Origin of the sequence: Halomonas sp. AOP22-C1-8 (genome assembly GCF_052378905.1) — a bacterium.
GTDB lineage: Bacteria > Pseudomonadota > Gammaproteobacteria > Pseudomonadales > Halomonadaceae > Vreelandella > Vreelandella citrativorans.
The window spans coordinates 34,920-56,559 of the sequence record NZ_JBQSYD010000008.1 but is presented as its reverse complement, the minus strand read 5'-3'; the positions used below and the strand labels follow the sequence as shown (position 1 = coordinate 56,559).

At 54.1% G+C, this 21,640-nt stretch carries 17 protein-coding genes; 14 read left to right on the top strand and 3 right to left on the bottom strand.

What is annotated here, in order from left to right; translation table 11 throughout:
- Window positions 1-48 precede the first annotated feature (48 nt).
- A complete protein-coding gene (locus ACT3TY_RS06315; protein ID WP_087111895.1) occupies window positions 49-765 on the top strand; it encodes a GntR family transcriptional regulator in 717 nt (238 codons plus the stop codon).
- 33 nt (window positions 766-798) lie between these two features.
- Here ACT3TY_RS06315 and ilvY read toward each other — a convergent pair whose 3' ends face one another.
- Window positions 799-1,677, bottom strand: a complete 879-nt coding sequence (gene ilvY, locus ACT3TY_RS06310; RefSeq protein ID WP_172117441.1) for an HTH-type transcriptional activator IlvY — start codon at window positions 1,675-1,677, stop codon at window positions 799-801.
- A gap of 195 nt (window positions 1,678-1,872) precedes the next feature.
- On the opposite strand from ilvY, the gene ilvC reads away from it, so the two are divergent.
- Together ilvC and modF are read left to right on the top strand one after the other, a co-directional pair.
- Entirely contained in the window at window positions 1,873-3,345 is a 1,473-nt protein-coding gene (gene ilvC / locus ACT3TY_RS06305) for a ketol-acid reductoisomerase (RefSeq protein WP_172117442.1), read from the top strand.
- Window positions 3,346-3,470: 125 nt separating this feature from the next.
- On the top strand, window positions 3,471-4,973 hold the full coding sequence (modF, locus tag ACT3TY_RS06300; protein WP_441677200.1) for a molybdate ABC transporter ATP-binding protein ModF: 1,503 nt from the start codon (window positions 3,471-3,473) through the stop codon (window positions 4,971-4,973).
- A 199-nt stretch (window positions 4,974-5,172) separates the two neighbouring features.
- Here modF and ACT3TY_RS06295 read toward each other — a convergent pair whose 3' ends face one another.
- Window positions 5,173-6,432 carry an NCS1 family transporter gene (locus ACT3TY_RS06295; protein WP_444627678.1) on the bottom strand — a complete coding sequence of 420 codons (1,260 nt, stop codon included), beginning with the start codon at window positions 6,430-6,432 and terminating at the stop codon, window positions 5,173-5,175.
- Between the two features lie 244 nt (window positions 6,433-6,676).
- Window positions 6,677-7,429 (bottom strand): aspartate/glutamate racemase family protein, encoded by a 753-nt coding sequence (locus ACT3TY_RS06290; RefSeq protein WP_193054403.1) that lies wholly within the window; start codon window positions 7,427-7,429, stop codon window positions 6,677-6,679.
- 271 nt (window positions 7,430-7,700) lie between these two features.
- Here ACT3TY_RS06290 and puuE point away from each other — a divergent pair, with 271 nt between their 5' ends.
- The 11 genes from puuE (at window position 7,701) to exaC (ending at window position 21,448) form a co-directional block, all read left to right on the top strand.
- Window positions 7,701-8,639, top strand: coding sequence for an allantoinase PuuE (gene puuE, locus ACT3TY_RS06285; protein ID WP_172117446.1), 939 nt, complete (start codon window positions 7,701-7,703; stop codon window positions 8,637-8,639).
- 11 nt (window positions 8,640-8,650) lie between these two features.
- Window positions 8,651-9,481, top strand: coding sequence for a bifunctional allantoicase/(S)-ureidoglycine aminohydrolase (locus ACT3TY_RS06280; RefSeq protein ID WP_441677193.1), 831 nt, complete (start codon window positions 8,651-8,653; stop codon window positions 9,479-9,481).
- A 44-nt stretch (window positions 9,482-9,525) separates the two neighbouring features.
- Window positions 9,526-10,017, top strand: coding sequence for an ureidoglycolate lyase (locus tag ACT3TY_RS06275; protein WP_172117448.1), 492 nt, complete (start codon window positions 9,526-9,528; stop codon window positions 10,015-10,017).
- A gap of 84 nt (window positions 10,018-10,101) precedes the next feature.
- A complete protein-coding gene (gene pyk / locus ACT3TY_RS06270) occupies window positions 10,102-11,571 on the top strand; it encodes a pyruvate kinase (protein ID WP_193057151.1) in 1,470 nt (489 codons plus the stop codon).
- Window positions 11,572-11,584: 13 nt separating this feature from the next.
- Window positions 11,585-12,121, top strand: coding sequence for a DUF192 domain-containing protein (locus ACT3TY_RS06265; protein WP_172117450.1), 537 nt, complete (start codon window positions 11,585-11,587; stop codon window positions 12,119-12,121).
- Between the two features lie 508 nt (window positions 12,122-12,629).
- Complete coding sequence (locus ACT3TY_RS06260; RefSeq protein WP_193054408.1) at window positions 12,630-13,610, top strand: TAXI family TRAP transporter solute-binding subunit; 981 nt, start codon at window positions 12,630-12,632, stop codon at window positions 13,608-13,610.
- 132 nt (window positions 13,611-13,742) lie between these two features.
- Entirely contained in the window at window positions 13,743-16,346 is a 2,604-nt protein-coding gene (locus ACT3TY_RS06255) for a TRAP transporter permease (protein ID WP_444627677.1), read from the top strand.
- Between the two features lie 10 nt (window positions 16,347-16,356).
- Window positions 16,357-16,785, top strand: coding sequence for a universal stress protein (locus ACT3TY_RS06250; RefSeq protein ID WP_087111921.1), 429 nt, complete (start codon window positions 16,357-16,359; stop codon window positions 16,783-16,785).
- A 248-nt stretch (window positions 16,786-17,033) separates the two neighbouring features.
- Complete coding sequence (locus ACT3TY_RS06245) at window positions 17,034-17,546, top strand: molybdopterin-dependent oxidoreductase (RefSeq protein ID WP_444621529.1); 513 nt, start codon at window positions 17,034-17,036, stop codon at window positions 17,544-17,546.
- Window positions 17,536-19,833 carry an ATP-binding protein gene (locus tag ACT3TY_RS06240; RefSeq protein WP_444621530.1) on the top strand — a complete coding sequence of 766 codons (2,298 nt, stop codon included), beginning with the start codon at window positions 17,536-17,538 and terminating at the stop codon, window positions 19,831-19,833. Before ACT3TY_RS06245 ends, ACT3TY_RS06240 begins: the two co-directional genes overlap by 11 nt.
- Window positions 19,834-19,927: 94 nt before the next feature.
- Complete coding sequence (gene exaC / locus ACT3TY_RS06235; RefSeq protein ID WP_444621531.1) at window positions 19,928-21,448, top strand: acetaldehyde dehydrogenase ExaC; 1,521 nt, start codon at window positions 19,928-19,930, stop codon at window positions 21,446-21,448.
- The last annotated feature ends 192 nt before the right edge of the window (window positions 21,449-21,640 follow it).

The following is a 21,640-nucleotide window of genomic DNA, read 5'->3' as shown; positions in this document are numbered from 1 at the left end:
CGCGATATCATGACGCGATGCAAAGTAAGGAGGCGATAGGAGAGCCACATGAGTGATGCGCAGGCGACCGCGAAGCGGGTTGCTCCAGAAAAAGAGGGCGATGAACGTCACGATGCTATATATCGTGCGGTAAGCGATGCGATTGTTGAACAGCGCCTAAAGCCCGGTGCCAGGCTGCGTGAAGATGCGCTTGCCGACGTGTTTAGCATTAGCCGTACCGGCATACGCAAGATTTTACAGCGCCTTGCGCTGGAGCAATTGGTAACCCTAACGCCCCGCCGTGGTGCCAGTGTTACCCGACCCACCGCCGATGAAGCCAAGGATGTTTTCGATGCCCGCCAGCTTGTCGAGTGCGGATTAATGCCCGATGTGGCAAAGCGAATCGGTGAAAAAGAAGCTGCTGAACTGCGCGAGATGGCCCGCGAGGAGCGTCACGCGCTGCGCAGTGGTCAACAGAGCACTGCTATTCGCCTGTCAGCAGATTTTCATGTGCGCCTCGCCCAGCTTTCTGGCAACGCCACGCTTGCCGAATTTGTAGAACGCCTCTGCTCGCGCTCATCGCTTATTCTTGCGGTATATGGCCACCGTGGCCACCTGGGCTGCGAATCCCACGACCATGACGACCTGATCGGCTATCTGGAGTCCGGCAACGGCGAGCGCGCCAAAGCCTTTATGAGCCGCCACCTAAAAGCGATTGAAGCCTCGCTCTCCATGGTCGAAGAAGAGGAGAGCGCCCCGGACCTACAGCAGATATTTGGGGACTGAAGTGAGCTTAATCGCTAACGCCGCGAACAGGGCTTACATCAAGCTCCAGAACGCCTCGACCAGCGGGTTTTTCAGGTTCTTCTTCAGGGTAAACAAGCCAATATCGTAGGGTGCTAATTCCGGCGCTACGTCGAGTACTCGAATGCGACCCACCAATGGGCTGTTGTCGAGGACGATTTTAGGCACCACGCCAATACCAAAGCCCAAGCTCACCATGCTGACAATGGCTTCATTACCGGTGACCTGGGCATAAATACGTGGCGAGATGTCTAGCTTGCGAAACCACTCATCTACACGCGCTCTGGAAACGCCGCTTTCCGATAGAATCATAGGCGTGTTCGCCCATTCTGCTGGTGTGAATGGTGTGCCGGTTGGCGCATTCGGCACTTGCTGTTCCAGCGGGGCAATAAACAGCAACGGCGACGTAGCGATGGGCTTAAAGGCCAGGCCTCGCGGTAGATGGGCAGGCTTTGCTGCGATGCTAAGGTCTTCTTTACCATCCAGTACGTGCGCAATGGCGTGTTCCGGGTCACCGGTGCGCAGTTTGATTTCAATGGCCGGGTAGGCGATACGAAAGCGGCGAAGCAGCTCGTGCAAAAAGCTGTAGCTTGCCGTCACCGAGCCATACAAACTGATTTCACCGCTTAATTGGTCAAGATTGTCGGTTAACTCATGACGAATCAAATTCCATTGGCTGCTGGCATCGCGGGCATATTTGAGGAATTTTTGCCCTTCCTGAGTCAACACCACGGTCCGGTTGTCGCGGTTGAACAGCGACACGCCCAGTTCGTCTTCCAAATGGCGGATGTTGCGCGAAAGCGCAGAAATGCTGACGTAGCACTCATCGCTTGCACGGCCGAAATGCAGCGTTTCGGCCAGCGCGAGGAATTGTTTCAAAAGTTTAAAGTTCATAAGCGCCATGATAATAGCGTTTTGTGAAAATAGGGACGTGTTGTTGCAAATATATCAATTTAAGAAATAGTCGTTTTTGGTTAGATTGGATTCACTTACATAGCGCTGGATCCCGTATTGAGCGGCTGTGTCACTTTTTTCGTGTCGGTGTGTCGTGCATCGATAGCGTGATGATACTTAATCAGGATGTAAACGATGGCTAACTATTTCAATACCTTGCCGCTACGCGAACAGCTGGCTCAGCTTGCAAAATGTCGTTTCATGTACAGCTCAGAATTTGCTGATGGTGTCGACGCGCTGAAAGGCAAGAAAATGGTAGTGATTGGCTGTGGCGCGCAAGGTCTCAACCAGGGGTTGAACCTGCGCGACAGCGGCCTGGACGTTTCCTACGCACTGCGTCCTGAAGCCATTGCGCAAAAGCGTCAGTCCTGGAAGAACGCCTCTGAAAACGGTTTCGTGGTGGGTACTTATGAAGAGCTGATCCCGACGGCGGACGTGGTTCTGAACTTGACCCCGGATAAGCAGCACACCGCAGTGGTGAACGCTGTCATGCCGCTTATGAAAGAAGGCGCTTGCCTGTCTTATTCCCACGGTTTCAACATCGTAGAAGAGGGCATGCAGGTGCGTGATGACCTGACCGTCATCATGGTGGCGCCCAAGTGCCCGGGTTCTGAGGTGCGTGCTGAATACGTTCGTGGTTTCGGCGTTCCTACCTTGATCGCTGTGCACGAAGCCAATGATCCCAAAGGCGAAGGGCTTGCGCTAGCGAAAGCCTACGCAGTGGGCACTGGCGGCCACAAAGCGGGCGTGTTGATGTCCTCTTTCATCGCGGAAGTTAAATCCGACCTGATGGGCGAGCAGACGATTCTTTGCGGTATGCTGCAAACCGGTTCTATCCTCTGCTTTGATAAAATGATCGAAGAGGGTATTGAGCCAGGTTATGCCTCCAAACTGATTCAGTACGGCTGGGAAAACATCACCGAGGCGCTTAAGTACGGCGGCGTGACCAACATGCTGGATCGTCTTTCCAACCCGGCCAAGATCAAGGCCTTTGATCTGGCGGAAGAGCTGAAAGACATCATGCGTCCGCTGTACAACAAGCACCAGGACGACATCATGAGCGGCCACTTCTCCCGCACGATGATGGAAGACTGGGCAAACGATGATGCTAACCTTCTGAAATGGCGTGCAGACACTGCCGAAACCAACTTCGAGAAAACGCCTGCTGGCGACGTTGAAATCTCCGAGCAGGAGTTCTTCGACAACGGCATCTTGATGGTCGCCATGGTGAAGGCGGGCGTTGAGCTTGCGTTCGAAACCATGACCGCAGCGGGCATTATCGCCGAGTCTGCCTACTACGAGTCGCTACACGAAACGCCGCTCATCGCGAACACCATCGCGCGCAAGAAATTGTACGAAATGAACGCGACGATCTCTGATACCGCAGAGTACGGTTGCTACCTGTACAACCACGCCTGTGTGCCGCTGTTGGCAGACTTCATGAAGGGCATTAAATCCGATGTCATCGGTAAAGGCCTTGATCTGGACGACAACGGTGTCGATAACGCACGATTGATCGAGGTCAACGATGCGCTTCGCGCTCACCCGGTGGAAGCTGTTGGCGCCGTGCTGCGTGGCCACATGGCGGATATGAAGAAGATCGTTTAACCCACGGGTTAACCGTTAGCTAGTCAATGGAAAGCCGAGATATCCACCACGATATGCTCGGCTTTTTTGTCCCTGGATAAAGACTTTCCGAACCCTGATTTTTTACCAATGTAAGGAACATGTTCATGGAGCCTTCAACCCGCTTGGCGAGCATTCAGCTAAACAATGCGACGATCAGTTTTGATGATCGCTTCACCCTAAGCGAGATTGACTGGACCATCGAACCTCACCAGCATTGGGTCATCACCGGCGCTAACGGTTCCGGTAAGTCGGCCCTGGCGGCGGCACTGGCTGGCGTTGGCAAGATTGAAGCGGGCACTGTTCAAGGGCTTCCCGAGCGCGTCGGGCTGGTCTCTTTTGAAGTGCAGGCCGAGCTTATCGCAGAAGAGCTGAAAAAAGACGATGCCGACATCATGGATGTCGTGTCGCTTGGCACGCCGGTCAGTGAAATGATTTTCGAGCACTGCCAAGATGCCGAACTCGCTGGCGAGCTGGTTGAAAAATTCGGCCTAACGACACTCCTCGACCGCGCCTTTCGCAAACTCTCCACGGGTGAAACCCGCAAAGTTATGCTGATCCGAGCGCTGGCTAACAAGCCCGATCTGCTCATTCTAGATGAGCCGTTCGATGGCCTGGACGTCGACACGCTCGCCATGCTGCAAGCCCATCTTGCCTCTATTATCGAAAGCGTCCCCATGGTGATGGTGCTCAATCGCTTCGACGAAATGCCGGACTTCATCACTCACGTGGCTTACCTGGATAAGGACCGGCCAGACCCGGCGCAAGAGAATAAAAAGCAAGGCAATAGAGCGCGTAGGGAAGGTGGGCGACTGGCGTTCACAGTAGACCGCCAGGATGAGGCCGCCTTCAACGAGCTTTACCAACTGCTGCATTTGAAAACGACTGACCTAAGCGTGCCCGAGGCCGACCCTGCCCATCAGTTGCCCGCGCTCGACCCCAACCAGCCGTTAGTGAAGCTCAAGCAAGCGACGATTAAATACGGCGATACCGTCATTGTGGACTCGCTCGACTGGACGATCGAACGCGGGCAACACTGGCAACTGAGTGGTCCTAACGGCAGCGGTAAAACCTGCGTGTTGTCCTTGATCACGGGAGACCACCCGCAATGCTATACCAACGATATTTTCGTGTTTGGCTTCCAGCGCGGTAACGGCGAAAGTATCTGGCAGATCAAGCAGTTTATTGGCTATGTCTCCACGGCCCTGCAATGGGAGTATCGTGTCAGCACTAGCTGCAGGAACGTCATCATCTCGGGCTTTTTTGATAGTATCGGCGTTTACACAAAATCTACCGATAATCAGCAAAAGATTGCCGACCAATGGCTTGATTTACTGGGTATGAAAACGCGTGCCGACCAGCCGTTCAATAAGCTTTCCTACGGCGACCAGCGGTTGCTACTGATTGCCCGTGCCATGGTGAAGCACCCGCCGCTTCTAATACTCGACGAGCCCTGCCTGGGCCTTGATGACATGAACCGCCAGCTCGTTCTTGCGCTCATCGAGAAAATCTGTGAAGGCAAGGAAACCACGGTGCTCTACGTCAATCACCACACGGAAGACAGGATAAAGGAAATAGACAACCATTTAACGCTTGAGAAAAACCACTAGGCGCTGACGTTTTCGTTGCTGCCTGCACTCTAAAAAAGCGCCATCGGCACAAAGCCGATGGCGCTTTTACATCGTCTAAACTGTCGCATCAAGCCAAAGTAGAACACGCTGCCAGAGCTGAGGAGAATAGCTCCTGCATAGTCTCTCTGCATTAATCGTCAGCACGGCTGCACGTAGGCAGCCGTCGGATTGGGAAGGGTTAGCGTGTAAAACGCTGGCAGGCGGGCCAGTGTTTCATCAGCAGGTAATAGGTCAGGCCGGCGGGAATTAAACTGGCGTACCAGGAGACCGCAGAGAAAAAGAGTGCTGCCAGGATGCCCACCGCGGTTGCAACGAGAGCCGCTTTATTGACGCCTTGATAAGGGCCGGTGGGATCGTAGAGCTTGCTGATATCCAACGTGCGGCGGCGGATGATGTAGTAATCCACCACCAGAATGGCAAAGATGGGGCCCAGAAAGGCCGAGTAGGTTTGGACAAACAGCTGTAAACCGGCGGCCGAGCCCGGTTGAACCAGCTTCCAGGGGAAGGTGGCAAACGCTAACAGGCCGACAATGACGGTCGCGACCGGGAACTTGATCTTGAAGATGTCCATTAGTACATAGGTAGGCGGCACCACGTTGTTCAGTACATTGGTCGTGACCTGGGCAAAGGCGATAAACAGCAGAGTGGTCATTAGTAGCGGCGTGTTATCCACGGCATTGGCAAACACCTGAATGGGGTCTGCGGTGCCCGTAGCTTCCGACACCATATAGCCGATCAGGCCCATAAACAGCGTACAGGGTAGAATCGACATGGCGTAAATGGTGGTAAGCAGGCTCTGGGCCGTGCCTTTTTTATGCTCACGCGAGTAGTCGCTGACGTTAAGCATCATGGTGCTGTAGATGCCTAAAAAGAGTATGGTGGCGCCCCAGAATGGCATGCCCCAAGAGCCTTCCATGGTGAACAGGCTGGCGGATAATTCATCGCCATAGCGCTGCACCGTGGCGTAAAACATGTACATCAGCGATGCTAAAATAAACGCGCTGCCGATATTTTCCAGCCACTTGATACCTTGAAAGCCCATCACCGAAAGGCCGATTTGCAGGAATTGGAAGGTAATAAAGTAAAACACCAGGTTATCAAAGCCGAACAGGGTTGCTGACACCATGTTGAGTGCGCCTGCGCCAATCCAGCTTTGAAAGCCGTACCACACCACGGCAGGCAACGCGCGAACCAGGCCGGGAATACGCGTACCGGTAAACCCAAATGCGCTGCGCGCCTGCACCATAAACGGAATGCCGTATTTGTAGCCCGCTGCACCGTTAATCGCCAGCGCAATGCCGATGACAAAGCACCCGATGGCGATGGCAAGCGTTGCCTGTAGCAGGTTTAACGTACCGACAACGCTTGAGCCCATGGCAAAGGTGCCGATGGAAACGCACCCACCAAACCAGGCCAGAAAGTAGGAGCCTTGCCCCATGATTCGGGTACCCTGGGGGGCCAGGCTTTCCTCCCCCCCAGGGCTTTGGTGCGCGCTGTAGAAGGGTCTTCTGACGCAAGAGCAGCATTTGAAATGCTCATGATGTCGTCCTCGCAAGATTATGAGTATTGTTGGTTTCTCAGGTTGTAGCCTGAAAGATGCTTGCGGCATGGCGTACTACTGGACGTTCTGGTTCTTTTACGAATGCACTGATTAACGAATTTCTGACCTTCTGATGAGCGTGCTATTTAAGCGGCAATGGAAGGTTTGATAGGGCGGCAAACTTACCGGTAAAGGGTTTGGGGCGTGGGTAAGCAAGGTCGCCATGTTTGCTGGTATGCAGTCCCAAGCCGACCAGGGATTCTGCAAGCTTCAAGGCTGCGCTTACACCTTCAACGACGGGAATACCCACTTCGTGGCTAATCTGTTGGGTGAGGTTCGCCATACCACCACAGCCCAGCACGATGGCGCCGATATCATCTTCGTCCCTGGCGCGGCAGCACTCCTCGACAATTCGGGTAAACGCCGCATCGGGGTGGTGCTCAAGGTCTAGTACCGGAATTTCAGCGGCTCGAATGCGTCGGCAGTGGTGGCGAAAGCCGTACTGCTCAAGCAGGTGCTCGGCAATAATGCCGGTACGCCCCAGGGTGGTAACAATGGAGAAGCGCGTGCTGATTAGCGTGGCTAAATGGAAGGCTGCCTCAGCAATGCCAATCACCGGGGCACGGGTTACTTCACGCGCGGCAAGCAGACCAGGGTCGCCAAAGCAGGCCACAATATAGGCATCAATACCGCCTTGTTGCTCACCTTTAAGTACTTCTTCGGCCACGCCTACCGCGCTTACCACTTCATCAAAATGGCTCTCAATGGAAACCGGACCTGATTCAGGTTGAGACGCGCTTATGCGGGTCCCCGGAGAAGCGTAAAGCTCAGCAGCCTGCCCAATGGCTTGGGTCATGGATGCCGTCGTATTGGGGTTAATAATATGTATGTGCACAGCACGCGATCCTGTAGGTAAACGATCCGATGTATCTTGTATACAAAAATAGGGGGCTTTATCGCCAAGAGCAAGGCCTTTACTCTCATTAAAAAGGCTAATAGATTCGTCTACACGCTCAGGTTTGGCGCTTTTTAAGTTATAAGAGATACGATGGGTTGATCAGCCATTCCTGGGAATATTGCCGTGGGCTATTAATATGTTTATTTTGTATACAATAATGGTCAATTAATTGAATTTATACGCTTGGTGATAACCGAAGGGCCCGCTGATGACGCTAACCACTGACCTCTGCTATCCGCGTGACTTAAAAGGCTATGGGCGTACACCGCCGCATGCCAACTGGCCAGGCAAGGCCAAAATCGCCGTACAGTTTGTCCTCAACTATGAAGAGGGTGGGGAGAACTGCGTGCTGCACGGAGATAATGGCTCTGAGCAGTTTTTATCCGAGATCATCGGCGCAGCCAGTTACGCTGACCGCCACTTGAGCATGGAGTCGATCTACGAGTACGGCTCTCGGGCAGGCGTGTGGCGTATTCTTCGCGAATTTGAGCGGCGGGGGCTGCCTTTAACGGTATTTGGTGTGGCGATGGCGCTAGAGCGAAACCCTGATGTCGCCCAGGCATTCAAGGAGTTGGGGCATGAGGTCGCGTGTCACGGCTACCGCTGGATTCACTACCAAGAAGTAGCCGAACACATTGAGCGTGAACACCTGCAAAAAGCCGTGGAGATATTTCAGCGCTTATACGGGGAGAAGCCAGCGGGGTGGTACACCGGGCGCGATAGCCCCAACACCCGTAAGCTGATTATGGATGAAGGCGGTTTTCTTTACGATAGTGACTATTACGGCGACGATCTGCCCTTTTGGACGACCGTTACCGACAGCCAGGGGAGTGATCACGCTCATCTGATTGTGCCCTATACGCTGGACACCAACGATATGCGCTTTGCTGCGCCGCAGGGCTTCAATACGGCGGATCACTTCTTTACGTATCTGCGCGATGCCTTTGATGTGCTGTATGAAGAGGGGGAAGAAGCGCCCAAGATGCTCTCTATCGGCATGCACTGCCGCTTGCTGGGACGCCCGGGACGTTTCCGCGCCCTACAGCGCTTTTTAGACTATATAGAGACCCATGATCGCGTATGGGTCGCTCGACGCGTCGATATCGCCCGCCACTGGGCGAAACACCATCCGCCCGTTACCTCATAAAAGGCCATTCAATGAGCAATCCGGTTTACTATGCCCCTCAAGGTGGGCATCCACCGCAAACCCAAATAACGGCGGATCGGGCCGTTTTTACCGAAGCCTACGCGCTAATCCCGAAAGGCGTCATGCGCGATATCGTCACCAGTAACCTGCCGTTTTGGCAGGGTACCCGCGCTTGGGTGCTGGCGCGACCGCTCTCCGGCTTCGCCGAGACCTTCTCCCAGTACATCATGGAAGTGCAGCCCGGCGGCGGAAGCGACAAGCCTGAGCCTGAGGAGGATGCCGAAGGTGTGCTGTTCGTGGTCGAGGGCGAGCTGTCGCTGAGTCTGGACGGCGTGCGCCACGCCATGGCCCCGGGCGGCTATGCGTTTATTCCGCCGGGGGTGGAGTGGCGAGTGCGCAATGAATCCCGCGAAGCCGTTCGCTTTCACTGGATTCGCAAGGCCTTCGAGTACGTGGACGGCCTTGATGTACCGGAAGCCTTCGTCACCAACGAGCAGGCGATCACGCCCAGCGAGATGCCCTGCACGGAAGGGCGCTGGTCGACCACCCGTTTTGTCGACCCTAACGATGTGCGCCATGACATGCACGTCACCATCGTCAACTTCCAGCCCGGCGGCGTCATTCCGTTTGATGAAACCCACGTCATGGAGCACGGCCTTTACGTGCTGGAAGGCAAGGCGGTGTATCACCTAAACCAGCAGTGGGTGGAAGTGGAAGCAGGGGATTTCATGTGGTTGCGCGCTTTCTGCCCTCAGGCTTGCTATGCCGGCGGCCCGGGACCGTTTCGCTACCTGCTTTACAAGGACGTCAACCGCCACGCAAAGCTCAAGCTCTTTCGCTGAAATGAAGTTTTCGTTGAAATGAAGAAAGCCATGAGGAGGCCTGCATGCTGACTCTCACCGCCGAGCCGTTGACGCGTGAGGCCTTCGCGCCTTTTGGCGAGGTCATCGACGCGCGCGAGTCACCCTCGTTTGCCATTAACGCCGGGCGTACCCAGCGCCATCACGGCCTGGCGAAGGTGCAAACCCTGGGTGAAAACGCCCACACGCTGATCAATCTGTTTGTGAGTCAGCCCGTTTCCTTACCGCTTGAGTTAACCTTTTTAGAGCGCCATCCACTGGGCAGCCAGGCATTTATGCCGCTGCATCAGGAACGCTTTATTGTGGTGGTCGCACCGCCAGGCGAGACGATTGATCCAAAGACAGTGCGTGCGTTTGTTACCGACGGCCGTCAGGGCGTTAACTACCGAGCAGGCACTTGGCATGCGATACAGTCGGTGCTTGAGCGTGAAGGCGAGTTCTTAGTGGTGGATCGCGGCGGCGAAGGTAATAACTGCGAAGAGTATTCGCTCGAAATTACGGTCGATTTACGCGAATAACTTGTGCACACGCCTTACGGTTGTCATCCTGGTGGTCTTATACTGATAGGCTAATGACAAACCCCGTGATTGTTTAGGAAAACTATGAACGCACAGACACATATCCCGCTTCGCCGTACCAAAATTGTTGCCACCCTGGGGCCCGCCAGTGACCGTGAGGGCGTTTTGGAGGCAATGCTGAAAGCGGGGGTAGATGTCGTACGTTTGAACTTCTCCCACGGCACGCCCGATGATCATCGTCAGCGTCTTTTACGGGTGCGCGAAATTGCTGCCAAGCTGGGGCGCAGTGTGGCAGCACTGGGGGACCTCCAGGGCCCCAAGATTCGCATTGCCCGCTTTAAAGAGGGCATGGTGACCCTGAAAGAGGGGCAGCCGTTTGTGCTGGATATGGCGATGGACAGTGATGCAGGCGACGTTCATCAAGTGGGCTGCGACTACAAAACCCTTGCTCAGGATGTGGGCGCTGGCGACCGCCTGTTGCTGGATGACGGCCGTGTGGTGCTGGACGTTACCCGCGTAGAAGGCCAGCAGGTTCATACCCACGTGGTAGTGGGGGGCAAACTCTCCAATCATAAAGGCATCAACAAACAGGGCGGTGGGCTTTCTGCCCCGGCGCTAACGGATAAAGATAAACAGGATTTAAAAACCGCCGTTGAGATTGGCGTTGATTACCTGGCGATTTCTTTCCCGCGCCATGCCGAAGACATGCTGGAAGCGCGCCGTCTGCTGGGTGAAGAGGGCAAGGAGATTGGCCTAGTGGCCAAGGTTGAGCGTGCCGAGGCTGTGGCCGATGAGGCAACGCTTGACGGCATTATCGAAGCCTCTGAAGCGGTGATGGTGGCCCGAGGCGACCTGGGGGTTGAGATTGGCGACGCCAAACTGGTGGGCGTGCAAAAGCGCATGATCAAACGCGCCCGCTCGCTCAACCGTGCGGTGATTACCGCCACTCAAATGATGGAAAGCATGATCTCGGCGCCGCTGCCTACCCGCGCTGAAGTGTTTGATGTGGCCAATGCCGTGCTGGATAGCAGTGACGCCGTGATGCTTTCAGCGGAAACTGCCGCAGGCGACTATCCGGTGGAAACCGTGGAAGCCATGGCGCGTGTCTGTTTGGGCGCTGAGCGTGAAAAGGTGGCACAAGAGTCGGGCCACCGGATTCATGAAGGCTTTACTCGCCCCGATGAAACCATTGCCCTTTCTGCGATGTACGCCGCCAACCATATGACCGGTGTGGCCGCGATTGCCTGCATGACCGCCTCCGGCTATACCCCCTTGATTGCCTCGCGCATCCGTTCTGGTTTGCCGATTGTCGGCCTTGCCCATAACCCCATCGCCCAACGGCGTATGGCGCTATATCGTGGCGTCGTGTCGCTACCGTTTGATACCTCAGAAATGAGTGCGACCGAGCTTAATCGTCGTGCGCTGGAACTGCTGGTGCAACATAAGCTTGCCGAGCCGGGGGATCATGTCATCCTGACACGGGGTGATCACATGAATGCTCATGGTGGTACCAATACGATGAAAGTCATGACGATTGACCAGCTTACCGATTAAAGGACCTGCCTCCATGAACCCGACTCGTCGTCTTATGCTAAAAGCTGCGTTAGGCTTGCCTTTGGTCGCGTTGCTTCCCGGTACGGTTTGGGGCGCGCTCGCCTGGGCTGAGGGCGCTGACCCAGAGAGCGATTTACTGCCTCTGGCTATTCATAGTGACGGAGGCCCACACCGGCTGGAAGTGGAAGTGGCCAAAAGCGCGGCGCAGCGTCAGCGAGGGTTGATGGAGCGTGAATCGCTGCCTGAAAACCGCGGCATGCTGTTTCGTTTCGAGAGCGAGCAGCCTGCTGGCAACACTTTTTGGATGTACCGCACGCGCATTGTGCTGGATATCGCGTTTATCGATCAGGAGGGGCGTATCGTAGCGATTAACACCATGCCTCCCTGTGAGTCCAGTGTTCCGGCCAATTGTCCCTCCTATCCGGCAGGTGCCGCATTTTGGGCGGCCCTTGAAGTCAATGGCGGCTACTTCGCCGAACGCGGCATTAAAGTGGGCGACTGTATTTCGATTCCGGATCAAGCCGGCTTCTGCAAGCCCATCGATCAGTAGGTCTCTTCAAGGCGCGACGGCGCTTGTATCGCCATAAGAATCGGTAAAAAGGAACCACACCACGCTTAGGGCGTGGTGTGGTTCTGGTTGTTGTTGCCGGCGTGTAGGTTGCGAACCTCAGGGAACCTCCATGCGGGCTTGGCTACCCCTGCCTATTGAGCTATACCTTATTAAGCAACCAACCCTTTGACGGGCCAGGCAGGCTTTCGGGAAGTTTGGTTGCTTATCTCATACCCCCTATGCAAAAGAGGCATAGCAATTAACGGTGACTAAACGTTACGCAGCGTTAGAGTCGTGTTTCAATAGGCGCCGCTCGTATCCTTGAAGCCACGTATTGGCTTCGCTAATTAGCGGTTTTTTCGCTAAAGTAGTTAAGGTCGGCACTTCAGGATGTCGAAATATAACAGTTTGTCTTGAAAACGTTTTGGACGAAAAATCACCCGAGGGAACAGATCATCGGTGGTTCCAAAACGCATAACGCTCACAACATCAAGATAGAGGTGTATCCATGAATCGCCATGTGTTTTCTACCGCCACTTTTTCTGGCGCGTTGATCGCAGCAGCTACGTTTGCTGCCCCCGCTGTTGCTCAAGAGCGCTATATTACAATCGGCACAGGCGGCCAGACCGGTGTTTACTACGTCGTAGGCCAGTCGGTCTGCCGTATGGTTAACCGTGGCAGCGAAGAGCACAGTATTCGCTGTAATGCGCCTTCTACAGGCGGCTCTGTTGCCAACGTGAATGGCATGAAAAGCGGTGAGTTGGATATGGGCGTTGTCCAGTCTGACGTTCAATACCGTGCTTACAACGGCGAAGCCAACTTTGAAGAAGAAGGCCCCTGGGGTGACATGCGTGCGGTATTCACCATGCATGGTGAACCTCTTACCGTTGTCGCGCGTGCGGATGCGGGTATCGACAATATCAGCGATTTCCCAGGCAAGCGCGTTAACATCGGTAACCCAGGCTCTGGCCAGCGCAACACCATGGATGTCGTCATGGAAGCGTTTGGTTGGGACGAAGATACGTTCGCGTTGGCATCTCAGTTGGATGCGGCGGAACAGGCTTCAGCTCTGTCTGATAACAACATCGATGCGATGGTCTATGTGGTAGGCCACCCGAATGGCTCCATCCAGGAAGCCACCACCACGATTGATGCGAACCTGGTATCGGTCACTGGTGATGAAATCGATACGCTGATCGAAGAGTATCCTTACTACACGCGTTCTGTGATCCCCGGAGGTTTGTACCGTGGTAACGACGAAGACGTTGAAACCTTCGGTGTAGCAGCCACTTTCGTTTCATCGACTGACGTGGATGAAGAGGTTATTTACGAAACGGTTAAAGCGGTATTTGATAACTTTGATCGCTTCAAGCGCCTGCACCCGGCGTTCGAAAACCTTAACGAAGAAGACATGATTTCTGACGGTCTAACTGCACCGCTGCACGATGGCGCTGCACGTTACTACCGCGAGCGTGGCTGGATCGAATAAGACCCTAGTGTGACGCTATTAGCCAGGATCAATAGTGATTGCTTTTGAAGTTTAAGCGCGGGCACCTCGGGTGTCCGCGCTTCTTGTTGAAAGCGCTGATTGTCAGCGCTGACCATTAGGCAGGGCAAGCGTATGCGTGATGACAAACAACCCTCTAACGCCACTGAGAGCGACCTGGAGGATATGGTCGCCGCCAGTGACACAGGGGCAAGGAAGCCTCACGGCGTACCCGGTAAGTTGCTGGTAAGTATTGCAGCAGCGTGGTCGCTGTTCCAGCTATGGATTGCATCTCCACTCCCTTATATGATCGGCTTCGGTGTTTTTAGTGCCACTGAAGCACGCTCTATTCACTTGGCGTTTGCGCTGTTTTTGGCCTATATGGCCTATCCTGCGTTAAAGCGCTCACCGCGCGACCGTATTCCGCTACAAGACTGGATGTTTGCAGCGGTAGCGGCCTTTTGCGGTGGGTATCTGTTTCTTTTCTATTCAGAGTTGGCGCAGCGCCCCGGGCGCCCTATCACGCAGGACATCGTGGTGGGCATCGTCGGCATTATCATGCTGCTGGAAGCTACTCGGCGTGCGCTTGGCCCACCCCTGATGGTGGTTGCCGCGATATTTATTGGCTACTCCCTGTTTGGCCCGTACATGCCGGGCATTCTTGCCCACCGAGGCGTCAGCCTGGGAGGGTTGATCAACCACCAGTGGTTGGGTACCCAGGGCGTCTTTGGTATCGCGCTAGGTGTATCTACCAGCTTTGTCTTTCTGTTTGTGTTGTTTGGTGCGTTGCTCGATAAGGCCGGTGCCGGTAACTATTTTATAAAAGTCGCATTCTCGATGTTAGGCCATCTGAAAGGCGGCCCTGCAAAAGCGGCCGTTGTGGCATCAGGCATGACCGGGCTAATCTCCGGCTCGTCGATTGCCAATACGGTAACAACGGGTACCTTTACTATCCCAATGATGAAACGGGTGGGATTTAGCGCTGAGAAAGCCGGTGCCATTGAAGTCTCCTCATCGGTGAATGGGCAAATCATGCCGCCGGTAATGGGCGCGGCTGCGTTTTTGATGGTTGAGTATGTCGGCATCCCGTACGTGGACGTTATTAAACATGCCTTCCTGCCTGCGATTATTTCCTATATTGCGCTGATTTATATCGTTCACCTGGAAGCCCTTAAAGCCAATATGCAAGGGCTGCCTTCCAATAACCCAGCCCGTCCATTACTCAACAAAATCATAGGATTTTTAACCGGCCTGCTGCTGTTAATGGGGCTGTCGGTGGTGGTCTATTACGGCCTTGGGTGGCTCAAGCCCTTGCTGGGTGAGGCAACGCCATGGGTCATTTCAATCGGCCTGGCGATTATTTATGTAGGGCTTTTGAAAATCGGGTCTCGCTATCCTGAGCTGGAAATGGATGACCCTAATGCCAAGTTTATTAAACTGCCGCAGACACGACCCACCGTAATGGTCGGTTTGCACTATATCTTGCCGGTTGTTGTGCTGGTTTGGTGCTTGATGGTCGAGCGGCTCTCGCCAGGGCTTTCCGCTTTTTGGGCCACGGTGTTCATGATCTTTATCATGGTGACGCAGCGTCCCATTATTGCCGTCTTCCGTGGGCGCAGCAAAATGGCCGCCGATATCAAAGAGGGCTTTTTAGACCTGTGGGACGGCCTGGTGACTGGCGCGCGTAACATGATCGGTATCGGTATCGCGACGGCCACAGCGGGTATCGTGGTGGGTGCGGTGTCGCAAACCGGTGTGGGCTTGGTGCTTGCAGATGTGGTTGAAATCCTGTCAGGCGGTAACCTGATGATGATTTTGTTTTTAACCGCCTTGCTGAGCTTGATTCTAGGCATGGGCTTGCCCACGACCGCTAACTATATTGTGGTTTCGGCCTTGATGGCGCCGGTGATTGTGATGCTGGGTCAGCAAAATGGCCTGATTGTGTCGCTGATCGCTGTCCACCTGTTCGTGTTCTATTTCGGCATTATGGCGGATGTTACGCCGCCCGTGGGGCTGGCCTCTTTTGCGGCTGCTGCTGTGTCCGGAGGGGACCCGATTCGGACAGGCTTCCAGGCGTTCTACTACAGCCTGCGTACGGCAGCGCTTCCGTTTCTGTTTATCTTTAATACGGACCTGCTGCTCATTGATGTTACCCCGATGCAGGGCGTGGTGGTGTTTATTGTGGCCACCGTGGCGATGCTGATTTTCGCCGCAGGCACGCAAGGCTACATGCTGACGCGCAATCGTTGGTATGAGTCGCTGCTGCTGCTATTGGTCGCTTTCACGCTCTTCCGCCCAGGCTTCTGGATGGACAAGATACATGACCCGTATGCGTCAGTGCCGCCTGCCCAGTTTGCTGATGCCCTTGAGCGTGTCGAGGATGGCAGTAACCTGCGGGTACAAATCGCTGGTGAAGATGCTTTTGGCTCGCCAATGACGACCTACGTACTGGTCCCGGTGCCCCGCGGTGATACGGGCCAGGAGCGCCTGGAAAACCTCGGTATGGAGCTGTATGTAGACGGTGATCAAACGCTAGTCGATTTCGTCGCCTTCGGCAGCCAGGCCGCCGACCTGGGGTTTGACTTCGACCAGGAGATTATCGAAGTACTGGCCCCTGTAGACCGCTGGACGAAAGAGTGGATGTGGCTACCGGCGTTGGCAATATTTGGTTTTGTTGTGCTCATGCAGCGTCGCCGGCGTAGTAAAAAGTCTGATCATGATGGCGCGGCAGTGGCCTAGGGAGGTTGTCATGTACCAAAAAATATTACTGCCCGTGGACTTGAATGAAGAGGGTTCCTGGAAGAAAGCGTTGCCCACGGCGGTAACGCTTTGCCAGACCTTCGGTGCGTCGTTGCACATTGTCACTGTGCTGCCAGAACTCAAAATGCCGATGGTAGGGGCTTACTTCCCCAAGAATTTTTCTGCAAAAGCGCATGAAGCCATGAAAGAGGCGCAGCATACGTTTATTCAGGACAATATTCCGCAGGATGTTAAAACCCAAAGCATTATTGTCGATGGCTCCCCCTGGGAGGCCATCATTAAGGTGGGTAAAAAGCTGGACGTGGACCTGATCGTGATGGCTTCTCATACTCGGCATAAGTTTGTCGACTATGTACTGGGCCCGAATGCTGAGCATGTTGTTCATCACTCAAAGGTGTCCGTCATGATCGTTCGCTAGGCGCTTTTTAAAAGGTATCAGGCACTATGAAAACTCCAGCTCATATGAGCTGGAGTTTTTTTATAACCCCACGGTAATGTTTAGTAAAATAGTAGTCTTTAAGTAGCTGTGTAGGTGTGTCTAATTGTAATTAATATAGAAAGTCGCTTTTTTTCCTGACCTGGGTAAGCCGATCGCGATACTCTACGGGTGTTTGTATCGAAAGTTGAATAGAAAACTATAGAGCAAAGTTATATGAGGATGTCATCGTGAGAGCATTATTACTGGGGTGGGTTCTGCTGGTGCTAGGGTCTCCCTTGGCTGGATTTGCCGATGTGTCCACCCCCTTGGAAGCACCAGATGGTGCCGTTTTGCTGGAAGTAAGAGGCAATGTTGTAAATGTGAATACCGAAGCGGGTGCCGACTTTGATATTGACATGTTAGAGGGGCTGCCACAGCACGCGTTTGAAACGAGTACGCCTTGGACAAGTGGCGTCAGTCAATATTCAGGCCCGTTGTTACGTGATGTGCTTGAGCACGTAGGTGCCAAGGGGGATGCGATAGAGGTATCGGCCCTTAACGGCTATGTGGCTGACATACCGATCAAGGATTTTTATGATTACGACGTCATTCTGGCACTTAAACGAAATAACCAGCACATCCCGATTCGTGAGTTCGGGCCTCTTTGGGTGCTTTATCCGTTTGATCAGGACGAGACGCTGTTAAGTGAAAAAGTGCGCTTTAGAGCTGTTTGGCAGGTTAGGCGTATAGATGTTCTTTAACCGAGCCAACGTGCGCTCGCCCCGCCTGCTGCGTTACCCTCGCCGCCTTAAACTGGTGGCCATTATTACCGTGCTGCTGTTTGCATCGGCGCTGGTAGTCGCTGCTCTGGCTTCTTGGCGGCAGGACAACCTCACACAAAGTCTGCGCGAAGATACCTCATGGGTCGCCTATAAACTCGATCGTGATGCAGTACAGCTGCTTAACCACTTGCTTTCAGCATCCCGTGCAGAGATGCCCCCGGTGGTACAAAACGAGCTGAATATGCGTTTTGAACTTTTGTATAGCCGTCTTATGTTGCTTCAAGAAGGGGAAGTCAATTCACTGATTACTGATATTGAAGGGGCGAGACAGTTGCTAACGCAAATAGGCCAGCAGATGGAACCGCTGGACCTCTTGTTTGCACCTCATGAGGTGCTGGATCAACTGCCCATTGTTTTAATTGAAGCAGAGCTTGAAGCACTCACCCAGCTAACCGAGCGGTTTGTCATCACCATCAATGGTTACCTGGCGGAGTCTGCCACTGAAGAGCGCCGTGTGTTAAGCACGCTCTATAAATTATTAATGACGCTGCTGGTCGGTATGAGCCTGGCCGTGCTGTTGGTCATTGCGTTCCTGATCCGAGAAATGCGTGAAAGTGCGACAGCCCGGCGCCGACAGGAGCAACTAAGCCAACAATTGGAAGTGACCGCCGAGCAGGCGCAGGCTGCTAATCATGCCAAGTCCGACTTCCTGGCCATGGTCAGTCACGAGATTCGTACCCCGCTTAATGGCGTGATCGGCATGAGCGAGCTGCTCAGTGAGCCAGCAAGCTCGGCCCAGGTAGAAGATTACGCGCGCACGATTCATGAGAGCGCCAACCAGCTGTTGGCCATGATCAACGAGATTCTCGATTTCTCCAAAATCGAAGCAGGCCATTTAACACTTGAAGCGTCACCTACTGAATTAAGGCCCTTAGTTGATAGCGTGGTAGCGCTATTTGAACCGCGTTCGAGGGCCAAAGGGGTGGCGTTAAGCATGCATATCGACCCGCTGGTGCCGCGTTGGGTGATGGCTGATGCGGGTCGTCTGAGGCAGATTTTGCTTAACCTTGTGGCGAACGCGACCAAGTTTACCGATCACGGAGCGATCACTGTTCGGGTCTCTTCAACGGTGGAGCACCTGCTACTGGAAGTTAGCGACACCGGGTGCGGGATTAGTGAAGAGCAGCAAACGGCGTTATTTGAACCTTTTCAGCAAGCGGGGGCATCGGTCGCTCGCCGCTACGGCGGGACGGGTCTTGGGCTTGCTATCTGTAAGCGCTTAAGTGAAGCCATGAACGGGCAGTTGGGTGTGCAGAGTAGGCTGGGGCAGGGAAGTACATTTTGGTGCAAGCTGCCGCTGATTAAAGCGATGCCCGTCGAGGCAGTGCTTCCTAATGAGCAGACGAGAAACTTTGCGGGTTCACTGCTGTTAGTGGAGGATAACGCCATTAATCGCAAAGTCGCGACCGGGCTTTTGTCACGCTTGGGGTGCGAGGTCGTGTGTGCCGAGAATGGGCAGGATGCGCTAGACATGGCGGCGTCCTTGCCGGTGCACTTAATCTTTATGGATATACAGCTGCCCGATATGGACGGCTTGATGGTGACGCGGCACCTGCGTGAGCAAGGAGGCTGGTTGGCGGACGTACCCATTATTGCCATGACAGCGGGAGGCAATGACCGCCAGCGCTGCCTGGCTGCCGGAATGAACGACTACATTACCAAGCCGCTTTCGCTTCTGGCGCTTGGCGACGTGCTTGCTCTGCATTTATCACCGTCAGCGCTAGCCCGTAGTAAGACAACGCTGCCTGCGCAGGTGCAGGGCGATACGTTTGAGCACGATGTTTTTGAACGCGATGTTTTTGAGCACAATGTTTTTGAACACAATGTACTGAATGCTGACACGCTTACCATGCTTCAGGAGAGTCTGGGCGATGAGCACTTGATAAACCTGGTTGCTTTATATCATCAGCAGATCAGCGACTATGTGTCCCAACTGAGCGCATACCTTGCCACGCCGGAAGCGTCTTTTAGCGAACAGGCTCGGCAGCAGGTAGTCAGGTTGGCACATCAGCTTCGTGGGGAGTCGTTGAGCATGGGCGCAGAGGCGCTGGCGGCGAAGGCCAAAAGCCTTGAAGTGTTAGCTCGTGAGGAGGGAAATACAAAAAGCCAACTTGATGAATCACTTGGCGTAGTGCGCCACACCGCTGCACGAACCCACAGCGCACTCAAACGTTGGCGGCAGAGGCCGTCTTCTACCAAGGGATAAGGGCTAACCCCGGCATCAAGCTATATCGTCATTGGCAATAATAAACAATACTGTTAGGGCACGTTTAATAATCATAATCCTCAGGAGCCTTCTCATGATTTATGCCAATCCGGGTGATAATGGGTCCGTCGTCTCGTTTGAAAAACGCTATGGCAATTACATCGGAGGTGAGTTTGTACCGCCCGTTAATGGGCAGTATTTCGATAACATTAGCCCTGTAAATGGTCAGGTCTTCTGCGAAATTCCGCGCTCTACTGCTGACGATATCGATAAAGCCCTGGATGCCGCCCATAAGGCTGCACCTGCTTGGGGGAAAACCTCTGCCGCTGAGCGCAGCAATACCCTGCTAAAAATTGCTGATCGCATTGAACAGAACATTGAAAAGTTGGCCGTGGCAGAAACCTGGGATAACGGCAAGGCCGTGCGTGAAACCCTGAATGCTGATATTCCTTTGGCGGTTGATCACTTCCGCTACTTTGCAGGCTGCATTCGGGCGCAGGAAGGCTCCGCTGCCGATATTGACGCCAACACCGTGTCTTATCATTTTCATGAGCCGCTGGGCGTGGTGGGGCAGATCATCCCCTGGAACTTCCCTATTTTAATGGCTGTTTGGAAGCTGGCCCCCGCGCTTGCCGCCGGTAATTGCGTAGTACTTAAACCCGCTGAACAAACGCCCGCGTCTTTGCTGGTGCTGATGGGATTGATTGGTGATTTGCTGCCGCCGGGTGTGGTTAATATCGTCAATGGTTTCGGTGCAGAAGCCGGCCAGGCACTGGCCAGTAGCAAACGTATCGCCAAAATCGCCTTTACCGGTTCCACGCCGGTGGGGTCACATATTCTTAAGTGCGCCGCTGAAAACATTATTCCTTCCACCGTGGAGCTGGGCGGTAAATCACCCAACATCTACTTTGCCGATATCATGAGCGCCGAGCCGACGTTCATCGATAAAGCAGTAGAGGGCCTGGTGCTGGCCTTCTTTAACCAGGGCGAAGTGTGTACCTGCCCCTCACGTGCACTGATTCAAGAGAGCATGTACGAAGAATTTATGGCCAAGGTGCTTGAGCGCACCAAGACTATTAAGCGTGGCAACCCCTTGGATACCGACGTGCAAGTAGGCGCTCAAGCCTCTCAAGAGCAGTACGACAAGATCATGTCGTACATGGATATCGCCCGTGAGGAAGGTGCTGAATTTCTGACCGGTGGAGATAAAGAAAGCTTCGACCCCGGCTACGACAAGGGTTACTACATCCAGCCGACGCTACTGAAAGGCGACAACAAGATGCGCGTCTTCCAGGAGGAGATCTTTGGCCCGGTGGTGGCGGTCACCACCTTTAAGGATGAAGAGGAAGCGCTGGCGATCGCCAACGACACCGAGTTTGGCTTGGGGGCAGGTGTATGGAGCCGGGATATTAACGTCGCCTTTCGCATGGGTCGGGGCATTCAGGCTGGTCGCGTATGGACCAACTGCTACCACCAATATCCCGCCCATGCGGCATTTGGTGGCTACAAGAAGTCCGGCGTTGGCCGTGAAACCCACAAGGTGGCGCTTGAGCACTATCAGCAAACCAAGAACCTGCTGGTCAGCTACGACATCAATCCGCTCGGTTTTTTCTAATCCGCGCCCGTTCCCCCGCTCGGCATGGTGCCGAGCGGTATTATCTGTCCCTCTGACGCTCTAATTGACAACCCGCTTGCGACGAATAATGGGTTACACCTTCTCTGCTGTTGATTCTCAGCCTCGGGGGTGCGAGGCCCGAACGATTAGGCACAAAAATCCCGGCACATAGGCCGGGATTCGTCTTTTGGG

Excerpts from the sequence above, each read along its gene's own strand:
- ilvC (WP_172117442.1), top strand. The coding sequence starts at position 1,873 with ATGGCTAACTATTTCAATACCTTGCCGCTACGCGAACAGCTGGCTCAG.
- ACT3TY_RS06280 (WP_441677193.1), top strand. The coding sequence starts at position 8,651 with ATGAGCAATCCGGTTTACTATGCCCCTCAAGGTGGGCATCCACCGCAA.
- ACT3TY_RS06250 (WP_087111921.1), top strand. The coding sequence starts at position 16,357 with ATGTACCAAAAAATATTACTGCCCGTGGACTTGAATGAAGAGGGTTCC.
- ACT3TY_RS06240 (WP_444621530.1), top strand. The coding sequence starts at position 17,536 with ATGTTCTTTAACCGAGCCAACGTGCGCTCGCCCCGCCTGCTGCGTTAC.
- ACT3TY_RS06260 (WP_193054408.1), top strand. The coding sequence starts at position 12,630 with ATGAATCGCCATGTGTTTTCTACCGCCACTTTTTCTGGCGCGTTGATC.
- ACT3TY_RS06255 (WP_444627677.1), top strand. The coding sequence starts at position 13,743 with ATGCGTGATGACAAACAACCCTCTAACGCCACTGAGAGCGACCTGGAG.
- exaC (WP_444621531.1), top strand. The coding sequence starts at position 19,928 with ATGATTTATGCCAATCCGGGTGATAATGGGTCCGTCGTCTCGTTTGAA.
- ACT3TY_RS06275 (WP_172117448.1), top strand. The coding sequence starts at position 9,526 with ATGCTGACTCTCACCGCCGAGCCGTTGACGCGTGAGGCCTTCGCGCCT.
- ACT3TY_RS06295 (WP_444627678.1), bottom strand. The coding sequence starts at position 6,432 with ATGGGGCAAGGCTCCTACTTTCTGGCCTGGTTTGGTGGGTGCGTTTCC.
- ilvY (WP_172117441.1), bottom strand. The coding sequence starts at position 1,677 with ATGAACTTTAAACTTTTGAAACAATTCCTCGCGCTGGCCGAAACGCTG.
- ACT3TY_RS06315 (WP_087111895.1), top strand. The coding sequence starts at position 49 with ATGAGTGATGCGCAGGCGACCGCGAAGCGGGTTGCTCCAGAAAAAGAG.
- modF (WP_441677200.1), top strand. The coding sequence starts at position 3,471 with ATGGAGCCTTCAACCCGCTTGGCGAGCATTCAGCTAAACAATGCGACG.
- puuE (WP_172117446.1), top strand. The coding sequence starts at position 7,701 with ATGACGCTAACCACTGACCTCTGCTATCCGCGTGACTTAAAAGGCTAT.
- pyk (WP_193057151.1), top strand. The coding sequence starts at position 10,102 with ATGAACGCACAGACACATATCCCGCTTCGCCGTACCAAAATTGTTGCC.
- ACT3TY_RS06265 (WP_172117450.1), top strand. The coding sequence starts at position 11,585 with ATGAACCCGACTCGTCGTCTTATGCTAAAAGCTGCGTTAGGCTTGCCT.